At 69.7% G+C, this 15,631-nt stretch carries 16 protein-coding genes; 4 read left to right on the forward strand and 12 right to left on the reverse strand.

What is annotated here, in order from left to right:
* The first annotated feature begins 4 nt into the window (after positions 1–4).
* The 4 genes from KB221_03205 (at position 5) to KB221_03220 (ending at position 3,738) form a co-directional block, all read left to right on the forward strand.
* Positions 5–1,126: an acyl-CoA dehydrogenase gene (locus tag KB221_03205; GenBank protein WIY70038.1), complete on the forward strand. Its 1,122-nt coding sequence runs from the start codon at positions 5–7 to the stop codon at positions 1,124–1,126.
* 82 nt (positions 1,127–1,208) lie between these two features.
* Positions 1,209–2,507 (forward strand): homogentisate 1,2-dioxygenase, encoded by a 1,299-nt coding sequence (gene hmgA / locus KB221_03210; protein WIY70039.1) that lies wholly within the window; start codon positions 1,209–1,211, stop codon positions 2,505–2,507.
* Positions 2,504–2,893: a hypothetical protein gene (locus KB221_03215; protein ID WIY70040.1), complete on the forward strand. Its 390-nt coding sequence runs from the start codon at positions 2,504–2,506 to the stop codon at positions 2,891–2,893. Before hmgA ends, KB221_03215 begins: the two co-directional genes overlap by 4 nt.
* Positions 2,894–2,934: 41 nt before the next feature.
* A complete protein-coding gene (locus KB221_03220; protein ID WIY70041.1) occupies positions 2,935–3,738 on the forward strand; it encodes a DUF1295 domain-containing protein in 804 nt (267 codons plus the stop codon).
* Between the two features lie 103 nt (positions 3,739–3,841).
* Here KB221_03220 and KB221_03225 read toward each other — a convergent pair whose 3' ends face one another.
* The 12 genes from KB221_03225 to hisG all read right to left on the reverse strand — a co-directional run bounded on the left by KB221_03225 (position 3,842) and on the right by hisG (position 15,622).
* Positions 3,842–4,111, reverse strand: coding sequence for a hypothetical protein (locus KB221_03225; GenBank protein ID WIY70042.1), 270 nt, complete (start codon positions 4,109–4,111; stop codon positions 3,842–3,844).
* Between the two features lie 84 nt (positions 4,112–4,195).
* Complete coding sequence (gene glk / locus KB221_03230; GenBank protein ID WIY70043.1) at positions 4,196–5,173, reverse strand: glucokinase; 978 nt, start codon at positions 5,171–5,173, stop codon at positions 4,196–4,198.
* Between the two features lie 16 nt (positions 5,174–5,189).
* Positions 5,190–7,082, reverse strand: a complete 1,893-nt coding sequence (gene edd, locus KB221_03235; GenBank protein ID WIY70044.1) for a phosphogluconate dehydratase — start codon at positions 7,080–7,082, stop codon at positions 5,190–5,192.
* Complete coding sequence (gene pgl / locus KB221_03240) at positions 7,082–7,801, reverse strand: 6-phosphogluconolactonase (protein ID WIY70045.1); 720 nt, start codon at positions 7,799–7,801, stop codon at positions 7,082–7,084. Before pgl ends, edd begins: the two co-directional genes overlap by 1 nt.
* Entirely contained in the window at positions 7,794–9,254 is a 1,461-nt protein-coding gene (gene zwf, locus KB221_03245; protein ID WIY70046.1) for a glucose-6-phosphate dehydrogenase, read from the reverse strand. Before zwf ends, pgl begins: the two co-directional genes overlap by 8 nt.
* Positions 9,255–9,268: 14 nt before the next feature.
* The gene (gene hisIE / locus KB221_03250) at positions 9,269–9,907 is read right to left on the reverse strand and encodes a bifunctional phosphoribosyl-AMP cyclohydrolase/phosphoribosyl-ATP diphosphatase HisIE (GenBank protein WIY70047.1); all 639 of its coding nucleotides are present in this window, start codon (positions 9,905–9,907) and stop codon (positions 9,269–9,271) included.
* On the reverse strand, positions 9,904–10,671 hold the full coding sequence (hisF, locus tag KB221_03255) for an imidazole glycerol phosphate synthase subunit HisF (protein WIY70048.1): 768 nt from the start codon (positions 10,669–10,671) through the stop codon (positions 9,904–9,906). The genes hisIE and hisF overlap by 4 nt, the downstream gene beginning before the upstream one ends.
* Complete coding sequence (gene hisA, locus KB221_03260) at positions 10,668–11,405, reverse strand: 1-(5-phosphoribosyl)-5-[(5-phosphoribosylamino)methylideneamino]imidazole-4-carboxamide isomerase (protein ID WIY70049.1); 738 nt, start codon at positions 11,403–11,405, stop codon at positions 10,668–10,670. The genes hisF and hisA overlap by 4 nt, the downstream gene beginning before the upstream one ends.
* Positions 11,402–12,004 carry an imidazole glycerol phosphate synthase subunit HisH gene (gene hisH / locus KB221_03265; protein ID WIY70050.1) on the reverse strand — a complete coding sequence of 201 codons (603 nt, stop codon included), beginning with the start codon at positions 12,002–12,004 and terminating at the stop codon, positions 11,402–11,404. Before hisH ends, hisA begins: the two co-directional genes overlap by 4 nt.
* The gene (gene hisB / locus KB221_03270) at positions 12,001–13,437 is read right to left on the reverse strand and encodes an imidazoleglycerol-phosphate dehydratase HisB (GenBank protein ID WIY70051.1); all 1,437 of its coding nucleotides are present in this window, start codon (positions 13,435–13,437) and stop codon (positions 12,001–12,003) included. Before hisB ends, hisH begins: the two co-directional genes overlap by 4 nt.
* Complete coding sequence (gene hisD / locus KB221_03275; protein WIY70052.1) at positions 13,434–14,741, reverse strand: histidinol dehydrogenase; 1,308 nt, start codon at positions 14,739–14,741, stop codon at positions 13,434–13,436. Before hisD ends, hisB begins: the two co-directional genes overlap by 4 nt.
* On the reverse strand, positions 14,741–15,622 hold the full coding sequence (gene hisG, locus KB221_03280) for an ATP phosphoribosyltransferase (protein ID WIY70053.1): 882 nt from the start codon (positions 15,620–15,622) through the stop codon (positions 14,741–14,743). The genes hisD and hisG overlap by 1 nt, the downstream gene beginning before the upstream one ends.
* Positions 15,623–15,631 lie beyond the last annotated feature (9 nt).

Consider the following 15,631-nt stretch of genomic DNA (forward strand, 5'->3'; position numbering starts at 1 on the left):
GCCCATGCCCCTGATCCTGACCGAAGAGCAGACCATGCTGAAGGAGGCCGCGGACGGCTTCCTCAACGAACACGCGCCGATCGCCCACCTGAGGAAGCTGCGCGACTCGAAGGACACCGACGGGGTGTCGCGCGACCTGTGGCGGGCCTTCGGCGAGATGGGTTTCGCCGGGGTGATCATCCCCGAAGAACACGGCGGCTCGGGCCTTGGCGCGGTCGAGGCCGGGGTGATGGCCGAGGCGTTGGGGCGGACCCTGGCACCGTCGCCCTTCCTCGGCTCGGGCGTGCTGTCGGCCAAGGTGCTGGTCGACGGCGGATCCGCCGAGCAACAGGCGGCCTGGCTGCCCCGGATCGCGGCGGGCGAGGCCATTGTCTCCCTGGCCGTGGACGAGGGTTCCAAACATGCGCCGTCGCGGATTGCGACCGTGGCCGAGCGGTCGGGCAACGGGTTCAAGCTGAACGGCGCCAAGGGGTTCGTGCTGGACGGCCATGTCGCCGATGCGCTGATCGTTGCGGCCCTGACCGAGAACGGGCTGTCCCTGTTCCTCGTCGATCCCAAGACAGCCGGGGTCGAGATCGAGCGGACCGTCATGGTCGATGCGCACAATGCGGCGCGGGTGACGCTGACGGATGTCGAGGTCGATGCTGATGCCGTGATCGGGTCGGTCGATGGCGGCGAGGCGTTGCTGGAAGGGGCGCTGAACCTTGGCCGGGCCTGTGCGGCGGCGTCGCTGAACGGGGCAGGGGATCAGGCCTTCCAGACGACCATGGCCTATCTGCGGACCCGCAAACAGTTCGGCAAGCTGATCGGCGAGTTCCAGGCCTTGCAGCATCGCTCGGCCCATCTGTTCAGCGAGATCGAGATCGCGCGGGCGGCGGTTATGGGGGCGCTGACGGCGCTGGATTCCGATCGACCGGATGCCGCCCTCCGGGTTTCTGTGGCCAAGGCCAAGGCCGGCCGGGTCGCCGAACTGGCGGTGCAGGAGGCGGTGCAGATGCACGGCGGCGTCGGCATGACGGACGAATATGACGTCGGCCTGTTCATGAAGCGGGTGCGGGTGCTCAACGAGCTGCTCGGCGACGCCGGCTTCCATCAGGAACGGATGGCGCGGGCGCAGGGCTTCTGACGGCGTTGATCACCTCCGGTTCACGCCGGAGTGGCCAACCGGTCCGGCCTGTCCTAGATCGAGGGGCAGGGAGACTCTGACCATGACGACGCGATCCAACGCGCCTCACTATCTGAGCGGCTTCGGCAATCATTTCGCGACCGAGGCCGTGCCCGGCGCACTGCCTGAGGGCCGGAATTCACCGCAGCGGGCGCCGATGGGGCTGTATGCGGAGCAGCTATCGGGGACGGCCTTCACCGCCCCGCGCAGCGAGAACCGGCGGTCGTGGCTGTACCGGTTGCGGCCGAGCGCGCAGCACCCGGCCTACAGGCCGTTCGCCCAGGGGCTGGTGCGGACCGGACCCTTCCATGACGCGCCGCCGTCGCCGAACCGGATGCGGTGGGATCCCCTGCCGCTGCCGACCGCGTCGACCGACTGGGTCGAGGGGCTGGTGACCTATGGCGGGACGGGCGATGCGGAGGCGCTGTCGGGCGTCGGCATCCATATGTATGCGGCCAACCGGTCGATGGTCGACCGGGTCTTCTACTGCGCCGACGGCGAGCTGCTGATCGTGCCGCAGTCGGGCGACCAGGCCTTCGTCACCGAGATGGGGCGGATCGACGCCCGGCCCGGCGAGATCGTGGTCATTCCGCGCGGGGTGCGGTTCCGGGTCGAATGTTCCGGGCCGATCCGCGGCTATGTCTGCGAGAACTACGGTGCCCTCTTCCGCCTGCCGGACCTCGGGCCGATCGGCTCGAACGGCCTGGCCAATCACCGCGATTTCCAGACGCCCGTGGCGGCGTTCGAGGACATCGACCGGCCGACCGAGTGCGTGCAGAAATACGGCGGCCGCCTGTGGACCACGACCTTCCCGCATTCGCCGCTGGATGTGGTCGGCTGGCACGGCAACTATGCGCCGTACAAATACGACACCGCCCGGTTCAACACGATCGGTACGGTCAGTTTCGACCATCCGGACCCGTCGATCTTCACCGTCCTGACCTCGCCGTCGGATACGCCGGGAACCGCCAACTGCGACTTCGTCATCTTCCCGCCGCGCTGGATGGTGGGCGAGGACACCTTCCGTCCGCCGTGGTTCCACCGCAACGTGATGAGCGAGTTCATGGGGCTGGTGACCGGCGAGTATGACGCCAAGGAGGGCGGTTTCGCGCCGGGTGGGGCCTCGCTGCACAACTGCATGAGCGGCCACGGGCCGGACCAGGCCAGCTATGACAAGGCGGTCGCCGCCGAGCTCAAGCCGGTGAAGATCGAGAACACCCTGGCCTTCATGTTCGAAACCCGGGCACCGATCCGGACCACGGAATGGGCGCAAACCAGTCCCACGATGCAGCTGGACTACGACGACGTCTGGACAGGCTTCGAAAAGGGCCAGGTAACATGAAGCGCATTCTGATTGCGGCGGCGGTGTTGATGGCGGCCTGCCAGCCGTTGCCGGCGAATGACGGCAAGACCGATCTGGCCGGGGTGACGCCTGCGGTACAATCGGTGGCCGGCAGCGAGGATGCGGCGGCCTGCGCGCGGGCCGGCGGCAAGATGCTGCCGCAGGGCCGGATGCAGTCGGTGCGCTGCGTGATCACCTATGCCGATGCCGGGACCCGCTGCACCGATGGCGACGACTGCGCGGGCGACTGTCGCGTCGAGGACGTGGCCAATGCGCCGGCCGCGGGCACGAACGCCGTCGGCCAGTGCCAGGCCTCGAGCAGCCGGTTCGGCTGTTACACCACGGTCGAGAGCGGCAAGGCCGAGGCCACGCTCTGCGTCGACTGATCCTTTTGCATCCGGCCCCACCCCACGGACGTTTCTGACCCATGAGCCTGACCGAGATCGCTGCCCTTCTGGGCCTGAACCTGGCCCTGATCATCGTGGTGATGATCGGGCTGTGGACCCTGTCGCTGCGTCTGAAGGACGTCAGCTTCATCGACGCCGTCTGGCCCATGGCCATGCTGTTTCTGGCCCTGGTCACCTTTCCCCGGACCGAGGGTGACCCGACGCGCAAATGGCTGCTGATGTGGCTGGTCGGGATCTGGGCCCTGCGGCTGGGCTGGCATCTCTATCGCCGCTGGCGCGCGCACGGAGCCGATGGCCGGTATCTGAACCTACTGGCCCGGATGGAAACCAACCGCGGCTGGGGCTTCGGCAAGACGGCGCTGCTGGTGGTGTTTGTGCCGCAGGCGGTGCTGGCCTGGCTGACTTCCCTGCCGGTGCAACTGGGTCAGGTCGCCCTTGAGCCGGCCGTGGGCTGGCTCGGCTGGGCCGGGGCGGTGCTGGCGGTCATCGGAATTGGTTTCGAAAGCATCGGCGACGCCCAGCTGACCGCCTTCCGCAATGACCCGGCGAACAAGGGCAAGGTGCTGGACACCGGCCTGTGGAAATACACCCGCCATCCCAACTATTTCGGCGACGCCTGCGTCTGGTGGGGCCTGTATCTGATCGCCGCCGAGACCGGGCCGGGGCTGTGGGCGATCGCGGGGCCGCTCTTCCTGACCTTCACCCTGACCAAATGGTCGGGGATCGGGATCACGGAAAAGGCCATTCACGGCACCCGGCCGGGCTATGTCGACTATGTGCGCCGGACCAGCGCCTTCATCCCCTGGCCGCCGAAGAAGCCCTGAGACCTTTTCTTTTCCGGACACGGAAAACCCCCGCCGCGAACGCGACGGGGGCTGACCGTTCTGAATAGTCTCCGGAGGTTATGACCCCCCGGAGTCGTCCCGATTAGTTGTTCGGGTTGGCCGGCGTGGCGCTCGGCGAGGTGTTCGGCGTGTTCTCGGTGGTCATGCCACCGTCGGCGTTGCCGGCCTGTTGTTCGACGCGGTCGGCTTCGGCGTTGAGGGCGGTTTCAGCGGCTTCGGTCGGAGCGGCAGCAGCCTGCTCTTCCAGGGCGTCCGCTTGAACTTCAGCGGTCTTGTCGGCGGCGCTTTCACCGCAGGCGGCGAGGCCGACGAAGGCGAAGGTGGCGGCGGCGGCGATGATCAGTTTACGCATGAGGATATCCTTCCAGAGTGGAAACCTCATAACTCCGCCGCGCCGATCGGGTTCACGGCGGCGTGAGAAAAAAGTGTTGGAACCTCAGATCGATGCGGAGAAGGCGACCCGGGCGGCGCCCAGCAGGGCCGCATGTTTGTGCAGGATCACGTTCGTCGGGATGGCGGCCATATAGTCCTGGAACCGGCCCTTGCGCTCGAACCGTTCGCGGAACGGACTGGCCTTGAGGAAGGGCAGGATGCGGGGCGCGATGCCGCCAGCGATATAGACGCCGCCGCGCGCGCCCGTGGTCAGGGCGATGTCACCGGCGACGGCGCCGAGAATGGCGCAGAACCGGGCCAGGGTCGCACCACAGTGGCTGTTGGGGTTCTCGAGCGCCTCGGCTGTGATCTGGGCCGGATCGTCGATGTGGCTGTCGCGTCCGTCGATCTCGGCGAGGGCGCGGTGCATGTTCAACAGGCCGGATCCGCAGATCAACCGCTCAATCGAGACGCGATCATAGCGGCGGCGCAGGATGCGCAGGATCTCGTCCTCGATGGGGTCGCCGGGAGCGAAACAGGCGTGGCCGCCTTCGGTCGGCATGGCGATCGCCCGTCCATGGTGATCCCTCGCCAGGGCCGAGACGCCGAAGCCGGTACCGGGCCCGAGCACGGCGATGGATGCATGGGGATCGCCGGCGGCGGGGCCTCCGAGCGAGGCCAGCTGGTCGTACGGCACGACCGGCGCACCCCAGGCCAGGGCCTCGAAATCATTGATCAGGCTGACCGGGTTGAGGCCCAGCGTCTGAAGCTCGGCCTCGGACACCCGCCAGGGGGAGTTGGTCAGGTCGATGGACCCGTCCGTGACCGGCCCGGCCACGGCGAGGACTCCGCCCGTCGGCTTGATGTCGCAGCCGTCGATGAAGGCCTTTACGCCGCCGAGGAAGGTGGGATGTTCCGACGCCGGGAAGCTTTGATGGCGCTCAAGCACCGGCCGACCCTCGACCATGTGGGCCAGGGCAAAGCGAGCGTTGGTTCCCCCGACATCGCCGACGAGAAGGGTCCGGTCCCAGGCCACGGTCATTCAGGCGTCCTCTGCATCAGGCGTCGACCGTGCGGTCGACGAGATTTGCGTTCGGCGGCGTGTCGGCGTGCGACAGTTCGCCAGTCGGGGAGTCGAAACAGATCGAGGCACCGGCCTCCGCCGTGCCGACCGCCTGCCGGAAGGCACCGAACAGTTCGCGGCCATAGCCCCAGGCCGCGCCCGTGGCATGGGCGGGCGTGCGGACGGCGGCAGGCCGCGAGGACAGGTCGGGGACGCCGACGGTGGTCAGGACGCCGGCCTCGGCGTCGAGCCGGATGATGTCGCCGTCGCGGACATGGGCCAGGGGCCCACCGGCCAGGGCCTCGGGCGAGACATGGATGGCGGCGGGTGTCTTGCCCGAGGCCCCGGACATGCGGCCGTCGGTGACGAAGGCGACCTTGAAGCCCTTGTCCTGCAACACCGACAGGGCCGGGGACAGGCTGTGCAGCTCCGGCATGCCGTTGGCGCGAGGGCCCTGGAAGCGCAGCACCACGATCACGTCGCGGTTCAGCTTGCCGTCCTTGAAGGCCTGGAGGGCGTCTTCCTGGGTTTCGAAGACGGCGGCGGGCGCCTCGACGATGCGGTTCTCCGGCTTGACGGCCGAGACCTTGATCACGGCCCGGCCGAGGTCGCCCTGGACGAGGCGCAGACCGCCCTCGTGGTCGAATGGGTCAGACGCGGGGCGGAGAATGTCCGTGTCCAGACTTTCCGTGACGCCGTCGTTCCAGACCAGCTCGCCGTCGATCAGCATCGGCTCCTGGAAATAGTGGTGAATGCCCTCGCCCATGACGGTGACCACGTCGGAATGGATATGGCCTGCCTGGGCCAGTTCGCGGGCGACGAAGGCGACCCCGCCGGCGGCCTGGAAGGCGTTCACATCGGCCGAGCCATTGGGATAGACGCGGGCCAGAAGCGGGGTGACCGAGGACAGCTGGTCCATGTCGGTCCAGTCGATCAGCACCCCGGCCGCGCGGGCCATGGCGACCAGATGGATGGCGTGATTGGTCGAGCCGCCGGTCGCCAGCAGGGCGACGATCATATTGACGACGGACTTCTCGGAAATGACGTCGGCCATACGGCACTGACCGGTGCGGGCGAGCTCGACGGCGCGTTTGGCCGCCGCCGCCGTCAGGGCGTCGCGGAGGCCGGTCTCGGGATGGACGAAGGCGGTCGAGGGCAGGTGCAGTCCGCCCAGCTCCATCATCATCTGGTTGGAGTTGGCCGTGCCGTAGAAGGTGCAGGTGCCCGGCGAATGGTAGGAGCCGATCTCGCTTTCCAGCAGGACGGACCGACTCACATTGCCTTGCGCATATTCGGCACGGACGCGGGCCTTCTCGAAATTGGGAATGCCGGATGGCATCGGCCCGGCGGGAGCGAAGACGACCGGCAGGTGGCCGAAGGCCAGCGAGCCCATGAACAGGCCGGGCACGATCTTGTCGCAGACGCCGAGGCAGATCACGGAATCGAAGGCGTCGTGGGTCAGGGCCACGGCGGTGGACATGGCGATGACGTCGCGGCTGAACAGCGACAGGTCCATGCCGGGGCGGCCCTGGGTGACGCCGTCGCACATGGCGGGCGTGGCACCGGCGACCTGGGCGGTGGCGTTCACCTCGCGCACGGCGTCGCGGATGATCTGCGGGAAGCGCTCGAACGGCTGATGCGCCGAGAGCATGTCGTTGTAGGCGGTGACGACGCCGACGTTCGGCTGGGTCCCGGACATGGCGTTGAGCTTGTCCTTGACCGGGGCACCCGCGAAGGCGTGGGCCCAGTTGGCGCAGCTGAGCTTGGCCCGGCCGACGCCGGAGGAGCCTGCGGCGTCCATGCGTTGGAGATAGTCGGCGCGGGTCGCCTTCGAACGTTCGACGATACGGGCGGTGACCTCGGCCACGACGGGATGGAGTCTGGACATCACGCTTTCTCCGTCCACAGAACGTCGAGGGTGACGTTGGCCGCGATGAGCGCGGCGATGGGCTGGATGGCCGGGTCGCCGACGGCCTCACGCTCGAACACGGCCCGTTTGGTGGCACCGGTGATGGCCAGGACGACGCGGCGGGCGGTCATCAGATACGGCAGGTTGATCGACAGCCGCTCCAAGCCGGGCGCGGTGCCGTCGCGGCCGTGGGGGACGCCGAGAACGGTCGGCCGGAGCGCGGGCGAGAGCAGGGTCTTCAGGGTCGGGCTGTCGTGGAACATGGAACAGATATGGCCATCCTCCCCCATGCCGAGAAGGATGGCGTCCAATTTGCCGCCTTCGGCCGCCAGCGCATGGGCGGCCAGGGCGGCCGCCCGATCGACGGTCACGGCCGGATGGAATAGGGGCACGAAGCGCGCCGCGGCGGCCGGACCTGACAGCAGGGTCTGCTTCAGCAGGGCCGCGTTGGACTCGGGCGAGGTCTCAGGGACGTAGCGTTCGTCGATCAGGGTGACGGCGACGCGCGACCAGTCGAGGTCGGCCTGCGCCATACGGCGGTAGATCGGCGCGGGTGTCGAGCCGCCGGATCCGGCGAAGACGGCCTTGCCCGTATCGGTGAGGGCGGCGGCGAGTGCGTCAGTCAGGCGGTCGGCGCAGGCGTCGGCCCAGGCGGTGCCGTCGGCGAAGGACTCGATAGCGGGCGCGACCTCACCCATGGCCGGTGTTCCAGGCCCGGCCGCCGCGCTCGAGCAGCAGGTCGGCCTCGGGCGGGCCCCAGGTCCCGGCGTCGTATTCCTTCGGCTTGAAGGCCGCGCCGCGCCAGGCGTCCGAGACCTCGTCGACCCATTTCCAGGCCTGCTCCGCCTCGTCGCGGCGTACGAACAGGGTGGAGTCCCCGGACAGGGCGTCGAGCAGCAACCGTTCGTAGGCGATGCGGCGACGCGGCGGCTTGGCACCCTTGTCGCCCTGGCCCCAGGACAGGGACATCTGGATCGGCTGCAGCTTCATCTGCGGGTCCAGCCCAGGCTTCTTGTTCATCACCGACAGGGCGATGTCTTCCTCGGGCTGGAGCTCGATGACCAGACGGTTGGCGGCGATCTCGCCGCGTGCGCCGTGGTCGAAGATCGAGTGGGGCACCGGTTTGAACTGGATGACGATCTCGGTCCGCTTCTCGGCCAGCCGCTTGCCGGTGCGCAGGAAGAAGGGGGTGCCGGCCCAGCGCCAGTTGTCGATGTCGACGCGCACGGCGACAAAGGTCTCGGTGTCGGAAGGCTGGCCACGCTCCTCGCTGTAGGATTTCGCGGGCTTGCCCTCGCTGGTTCCGGCGACGTACTGGCCGCGCACCGTCACACGCTCGGCCTCATGCTCCGTGATCGGACGGAGTGAGCGGATGACCTTGACCTTCTCGTTGCGGACCGAGTCCGGATCGAGGTCGGACGGCGGCTCCATGGCGACGAGGCAGAGCAGCTGGAGCATGTGGTTCTGCAGCATGTCCCGCAGGGCACCGTACTCGTCATAATAGGGCCAGCGGTCGCCGACGCCGACGGTCTCGCCCACGGTGATCTGGACGTGGTCGATCGACAGGCTGTTCCACAGCGGCTCGAAGATGGTGTTGCCGAAGCGCAGGGCGATCAGGTTCTGGACCGTCTCCTTGCCGAGGTAGTGGTCGATGCGGAAAACCTGGTCCTCGGAGAAGGCATGGGCGACGGCGTCGTCGATCTCGAGGAAGGACTGGAGATCGCGGCCGACGGGCTTTTCGAGCACCACGCGGTCGGTCGCCTCGGCCAGGCCCGCGGCCTTCAGGGCCGTGACGATACGGCCGTACAGCGAGGGCGAGACGGCGAGGAAGCTGGTCACACCGCCGTCGCCGACCTTGTCCTTGAGCGGCTTCAGGCTGGCGGGGTCGGTGGCATCGACGGGCAGATAGTCGAGCCGGGCGTCGAGCCGGGCCCAGGCGGCGTCCGACCAGGCGTCGTCGGCCCGGGCCTTGCCCTCGACCGCGGCGCGGACCCTGGCGACATATTCCTCGCAGCTCTCGTCCGAGCGGGCCGCGCCGATGATCTTCAGCCCGTCGGGCAGCAGGCCGTCGTGCTCGAGAAAATAGAGTGAGGGCAGCAGCATCCGCATGGCGAGATCGCCGCCGCCGCCGAACAGCACCAGGGCCGCCATGCGCTCTTCTCCATTCAGGTCCCGGCTGGACCGGGGGATTGTCTGGCCGCTTCCGCGCGCTGCGCCAAGACGTCGAGGACGTCCTGAAACACCATGTGACGCGCCCGAAGCAGGACCATCAGGTGATAGACCAGATCCGCGGCTTCCGCCGCCAGTTCTGAATCCGGGCCCGCGACGCCGGCGAGGGCGGTCTCGACCCCTTCCTCGCCGACCTTCTGGGCGACGCGTTTGACGCCCTCGGCGAGCAGACGGGCGGTCCAGCTTTGGGCCGGATCGGCGGCGGCGCGTTCGGCGATGGTCGCTTCCAGCCGGGCGAGCCGGCCCAGGCCCGGCGCGTCCTCCTCGCCGAAACAGCTGATGCGGTTCAGGTGGCAGGCGTTGCCGACAGGGCGGACCTTGAGGACGATCGCATCGCCGTCGCAGTCGGGCGTGATCGAGACGACGTGCAGCCGGTCGCCCGAGGTCTCCCCCTTGCGCCAGCGCCCGCCGCGCGAGCGCGAGAAGAAAGTGGCTTCGCTGCAGGCGATCGTCTCGTCGAGGGCGGCGCGGTCCATATAGGCCAGCGTCAGGACCTGCAGGGTGGCGGCGTCCTGGACGACGACGGGGATGAGGCCGCCGGACTTGTCGAAGTCGAGGGTGGAAGGATCGATCACAGTCTCATTTCCTGTCCGGCGTCAGAGAGAAACGCCTTGAGATCGGGAATCGTCAGGGTCCCGGTGTGAAAAACACTGGCGGCGAGGGCACCGGAGACGTCGGCCTGTTCGAAGACGTCGCGAAAATGCGAGGCCGCGCCGGCACCGCCCGAGGCGACCAGCGGTATGGTCAGAAGGGCGCGGGCGGCGGCGAGCTGGGCGATGTCGTAGCCGCGGCGGACGCCGTCCTCGTCCATGCAGTTCAGGACGATCTCGCCGGCACCGAGGGTCTGGGCCTCGACGATCCAGTCGAGGGTGCGGCGGCCGGCACCGCGGCTGGCGGTCGGGTCGCCGGTGTACTGGTGCACCAGCCAGTCGTCTCCGGCGCGTTTGGAGTCGACCCCGACGACGACGCACTGGCTGCCGAGGCGCGCCGCCATTTCGGCGATCAACTCGGGACGCTCGAGGGCGGGGGAGTTGATCGAGACCTTGTCGGCGCCGTGGTCGAAGCAGCGCGCGGCCTGGTCGACCGAGCGGATGCCGCCGGCGACGCTGAACGGGATGTCGAGCAGGCGGGCGATGTCGCGGACCCAGCCGTAGTCGAGCGTGCGACCCTCGGGGCTGGCGGTGATGTCGTAGAAGACCAGCTCGTCGGCACCCTCGTCGCGATAGCGTGCGGCCAGGTCGCCGGCGTCGCCCATGTCGGTGTGGCCCTGGAAGCGGACGCCCTTGACCACCCGGCCGCCCTTGACGTCGAGACAGGGAATGATGCGACGGGCCGTCATGCCGGCGCCTTGGCCGCGAGCGCTTCTTCGAGGGTGAAGCGGTTCTCGTAGAGGGCACGGCCGACGATGGCGCCGTCGCAGCCGAGGGCGGCAGCGGCGGTCAGGTCCGCGACCGTGGCCACGCCGCCCGAGGCCTGGACCTTCAGATCGGGCCGGCGGCGGATGATCTCGCCCAGCAGGTCGAGATTGGGACCGGTCAGGGCGCCGTCGCGGCCGACGTCGGTGACCAGCAGGTGATGGGCGAGGTTGGGCGGATAGCGGTCCAGCGCGGTCCAGAGATCGACGCCTGCCGCCTCGGCCCAGCCCTTGAGGGCCGGGACCCAGCGGTCGCCGTCCGCCTTGACGTCGATGGCCAGGGTGATGCGGTCCGGGCCGAAGTGGCGCAGCCAGTCGGCCACCGTATCCGGCTGCGACACGGCGAGAGAACCGACGACCACGCGGGCGACGCCGGTGTCGATCAGGGCCGCGACGTCGTCGGCGGAGCGGACCCCGCCGCCGGACTGGATGCGGATGTCGATGGACCGGGCGAGGTCCCCGATCAGGGCGTGCTGGACCGCGCGGCCGGCCTCGGCGCCGTCGAGGTCGACGATGTGGGCCCAGGTCGCGCCGGCGGCCGCGAAGGCGGCGAGCCGGGCGGAGGGCTGGTCGTCGTAGCGGGTGACGGCATCAAACCGGCCATGCATCAGCCGCACGCAGATCCCGTCTTTCAGGTCGATGGCGGGATAGACGATCACGCGGGAAGCTCCAGGAAGTTGCGCAGGATGCGGGCGCCGGCGGCGGCCGAACGCTCGGGGTGGAACTGGCAGCCCCAGCGGTTGGCGCTGCGGACCATGGCGGGCACCGGGCCGCCGTAGTCGGCACGGGCGAGGGTCGCCGGGCCGTCCGGGCAGACGAAGCCGTGGACGAAATAGGCGTAGGCGCCGTCTTCGATCCCTTCGAGCAGGGGATCGGCCCGATCGGCGGTCAGGCGCGACCAGCCCATGTGCGGCACGGTCAGGCCCGGGCCGGGCTCGAGACGGCGAACGGCGCCGGGGATCAGGCCGAGCAGGGGGACGGGTTCGCCTTCCTCGCTGGTCTCGAACAACAGCTGCTGGCCGAGGCAGACGCCGAGCAGGGGGCGGGAGAAGGCGCGGAGCGGTTCGACGAGGCCGAGGGCGGTCAGCCTTGCCATGGCGTAGGCCGCGGCACCGACGCCGGGCAGGATCAGCCGTTCGGCCTCACTGACGGCGGCGGGGTCATCCGTCAGGCGCACGGTGGCACCGAGCCGCTCCAGCGCGAACCGGACGGAGGCTATGTTGCCGGCACCGTAGGCCAGGACGGTGACCTCGGTCACAGCACGCCCTTGGTGCTGGGCACGGCGTCGCCCTCGATGCGGATGGCCTGACGCAGGGCGCGTCCGAAGGCCTTGTAGACGGCTTCGGTCTTGTGGTGGTCGTCGTCGCCGGAGACCGAGACATGGACGGCCGCGCCCATGGCTTCGGCCAGCGAGCGGAAGACGTGGGCCGTCAGGTCGGTGCGGTAGTCGCCGATGAAGGGGGTGGAGAAGGTCCCCTCGAAAACCGGGAAGGGTCGGCCGGACAGGTCGATGGAGACGCTGGCGTTGGCCTCGTCCATGGGCAGGACGAAGCCGTAACGGGCGATGCCGCGGCGTTCGCCGAGCGCCTGTTTCAGGGCCTGACCGAGGGCGATAGCGGAGTCCTCGATGGTGTGGTGCGGGTCGGTGTGCAGGTCGCCCTCGCAGGCCAGCCGCAGGGAGAAGCCGCCGTGAGCGGCGACCTGTTCCAGCATGTGGTCGAAGAAGCCGACGCCGGTGGCGATGGAGACGGGCCCGGTCGCGTCGAGGTCGACGGCGCAGACAATGCGGGTCTCTTTCGTGTCGCGGACGGCCTCGCCGGTGCGGTGGGCGCGGCCGGATGCGGCACCGAGGCCGAGGGCGGCGAGGAGCCGGTCGTTGACCTCGGCCTTGGCGGAGACGGGCAAACGCAACCGGTCGCCGGCGCGTTCGGCGGTGAGGCCGAAACGGGCGAGAGCGGTCAGGACGGCATCCGGGTCGGTGGGCCGGGCCATGATGACGGGGCCGAAGCCCGGCTCGATCGCCATGTCGCGGGCGAGGGCCTTGATCAGCCGCTCACGCTCCGACCGGACGAGGGCGATACGGGCCGTCGTCTCCATCATCCGTGAGGGGTCGAGGGCCTGCAGGGCGAGACGGATTGAGACCTCGGGGAGGGCCCAGGGCTCCAGCACCGAGGCGAGGCGGGCCAAGGTCTCCGGCTGGCCGAGGGCGGCACCGACGCGGGCACCGGCCAGGCCATGGGCGAGCGAGAGGCTGCGCAGGACGATCAGGTTGGCGTGGTCGGGGATGGCGGTCGCCGCGGAGGTGGCGTCGGCGAACTCGGCCATGCCCTCGTCAATGACCAGCAAGGCCGGGGCGACCCGTTCGGCCATCTCGGCCACGGCTTCGGGGGAGCCGAGGGCGCGGAGGATGACGGCGCCGGTCTCGGCCCCAGGGGTGGGCGCGGCGTAGAGGGCGGCGAGGGCGCGGTACGGCTCGGCGTCGGGTGCCTCGACGCGAACACCGTCACGGGCGGCGAGGCGGAAGACCAGTTCGAGGCCGTGTGTGAGGCCGCGAACCGGCAGGACGCTGTCGGCGGCCACGCCATAGACCTGGGCCATGCGGGCAGCGAGGGCGCGGGGCTCGGCCGGATAACGGTCGAGGCCGTCGCCGCCGGCGACCAGCGGGGCGAAGGGGGCGGGGAGGTTGTTCATGCGCCGGTCCTCAGATCCGCGGCCCGGGCGTGGGCTTCCAGTCCTTCCAGCCGGGCGAGGCGGGCGGCGACGGGGGCGAGGGCGGCGGCGCCAGCCTCGGTCACGACCTGGACCGACATGGTGGTCATGAAGCTGGCGGTGGTGACTCCGCCCATGGTGCGGGCGGCGCCGTCGGTGGGCAGGACGTGGCTGGGGCCGGCGGCGTAGTCGCCGAGGGTCTCGGCCGCGAAGGCCCCGACGAAGACCGCCCCTGCGGCCGAGATGCGGCTGACCAGTCGGTCGGGTTCGACGGTCTGAAGGGCGAGGTGTTCCGGCGCGTACAGGTTGGCCACCTCACAGGCCTCGGCCACATCGCGGACGCGGATGGCGCGGCCCTCGGCGAGGGAGGCGCGGGCGATGTCGGCCCGGGGCAGGGTCTGCAGCTGCTCCTCCACCTCGGCGAGGATGGCGTCGATGTTGGCCCGGCTCTCGGAGACGAGGATGACCTGGGCGTCGGCGTCGTGCTCGGCCTGGCTGAGCAGGTCGGCGGCGGCGATTTCAGGGTCGGCGTCGCGGTCGGCTATGACCAGCAGTTCCGAGGGGCCGGCGGGCATGTCGACGGCGGGGCCGCCGGGCAGGTTGGCGGCCTGCTTCTTGGCCTCGGCGACCCAGGCGTTGCCGGGCCCGAACAGCTTGTCACAGGGTTCGATGACGCCGTCGTCCAGCTCGGCACCGAAGGTCAGGGCGGCGATGGCCTGGGCACCGCCGATCAGCCACAACGCGTCGAGACCGGCCTCGGCGGCGGCGAAGATCATGGCCGGGTGGGGCTCGCCCGAGGCCGAGGGCGGGGTGACGGCGATGCGACGGCCGACCCCGGCGACGGCGGCCGGGATGGCCAGCATCAACAGGGACGAAAACAGCGGCGCCGACCCGCCGGGGACATAGAGGCCCGCCGACCGCAGCGGCCGCCAGACGAGGCGCGAGCGGACGCCGGGAACGATCTCGACATCGGGGGTGTCCTCGGGCCGGGTGGCCTCGTGGAAGATCCGGACGTTCTCGGCCGCCATGCGGATGGACCGGGTGTCGGCGGGGCGCAGGGCGTCGCGGGCGGCGGCGACGCGGTCGGGCGTCAGCTCGAGCCGGCGCGGCGCGGCACCGTCCAGCTTGAGGCTCCAGTCGGTCACGGCGGCACCGCCGCGGGTGCGGACGTCGTCCATGATCTCGCGCACCGTATCGGTGACGCGCGCCTCGGTGCGGCGGCGGGGGCGGGCCAGGGCCTCGCGGCGGCCGGCGTCGTCGAGGGTGCTCCAGTCGATCCGTTTCATCACATCATCTTCTCGATCGGGAGGACCAGGATGGCCGAAGCACCGGCGGCCTTGAGCCGTTCCAGGGTCTCCCAGAAGACCGCCTCCTGGCAGACGGCGTGGACGGCCACGGCGTCGTCCCGGCCGGACAGGGGCATGACCGTCGGCGCGCCGGCCCCGGGCAGGATGGCGGTGATCTCGGCCAGGGCCGAACGGGGGGCGTTGAGCATGACGTATTTGGCCCCCTGCGAGGACACCACCCCGGCCATCCGCTCGATGATGCTGTCCAGCAGGTGCTGCAGGCCGGGCTCGGGCGCGACGGGCGATTTGATCAGCACGGCCTGGCTGTCCAGCACGGTTTCCTTCGCTGAAAGGCCGTTGGCCTCGAGCGTCGCGCCGGTCGAGACGAGGTCGCAGATGGCCGAGGCGAGTTTGAGCCGGGGGGCCACTTCGACCGCGCCGCGCATGGTGACGATGTCGGCGGACACACCCTGCGCATCCAGATAGCGGCGCAGGATCTTCGGATAGGAGGTGGCGATGCGCAGACCGTCCAGCGACGCCGGTCCGTCGTAAGCCAGGGTCGGGGGGATGGCGATCTTGAGGGTGCAGCGGCCGAAGCCGAGCGGCATCAACACCTCGGCCGTCGGGCCACCGTTGCGGACCTCCTCCAGCACATTCTCGCCGACGATGCCGAGGTCGCAGACGCCGTCGGCGACGAAGGTCGGGATGTCGTCATCGCGGACGCGCAGGAGGTCGATCGGGTAGTTCTCCACCCGGTAGAGCAGGTCGTTGTTGCCCTTGACCACGCGCAGACCCGCATCGCGAACGAGGTCGAGGCTGCGTTCGGACAGGCGGCCGGATTTCTGGACGGCGATACGCAGCCGACCCTGGACAGTGCTCATGACGGTGTA

The organism is Aquidulcibacter paucihalophilus (genome assembly GCA_030285985.1).
Taxonomy (GTDB): Bacteria; Pseudomonadota; Alphaproteobacteria; order Caulobacterales; family Caulobacteraceae; genus Brevundimonas.

Coding starts and splice junctions, on each gene's coding strand:
- KB221_03205 (WIY70038.1), top strand. CDS start 5: ATGCCCCTGATCCTGACCGAAGAGCAGACCATGCTGAAGGAGGCCGCG.
- hmgA (WIY70039.1), top strand. CDS start 1,209: ATGACGACGCGATCCAACGCGCCTCACTATCTGAGCGGCTTCGGCAAT.
- KB221_03215 (WIY70040.1), top strand. CDS start 2,504: ATGAAGCGCATTCTGATTGCGGCGGCGGTGTTGATGGCGGCCTGCCAG.
- KB221_03220 (WIY70041.1), top strand. CDS start 2,935: ATGAGCCTGACCGAGATCGCTGCCCTTCTGGGCCTGAACCTGGCCCTG.
- KB221_03225 (WIY70042.1), bottom strand. CDS start 4,111: ATGCGTAAACTGATCATCGCCGCCGCCGCCACCTTCGCCTTCGTCGGC.
- glk (WIY70043.1), bottom strand. CDS start 5,173: ATGACCGTGGCCTGGGACCGGACCCTTCTCGTCGGCGATGTCGGGGGA.
- edd (WIY70044.1), bottom strand. CDS start 7,082: ATGTCCAGACTCCATCCCGTCGTGGCCGAGGTCACCGCCCGTATCGTC.
- pgl (WIY70045.1), bottom strand. CDS start 7,801: ATGGGTGAGGTCGCGCCCGCTATCGAGTCCTTCGCCGACGGCACCGCC.
- zwf (WIY70046.1), bottom strand. CDS start 9,254: ATGGCGGCCCTGGTGCTGTTCGGCGGCGGCGGCGATCTCGCCATGCGG.
- hisF (WIY70048.1), bottom strand. CDS start 10,671: ATGACGGCCCGTCGCATCATTCCCTGTCTCGACGTCAAGGGCGGCCGG.
- hisB (WIY70051.1), bottom strand. CDS start 13,437: ATGAACAACCTCCCCGCCCCCTTCGCCCCGCTGGTCGCCGGCGGCGAC.
- hisD (WIY70052.1), bottom strand. CDS start 14,741: ATGAAACGGATCGACTGGAGCACCCTCGACGACGCCGGCCGCCGCGAG.
- hisG (WIY70053.1), bottom strand. CDS start 15,622: ATGAGCACTGTCCAGGGTCGGCTGCGTATCGCCGTCCAGAAATCCGGC.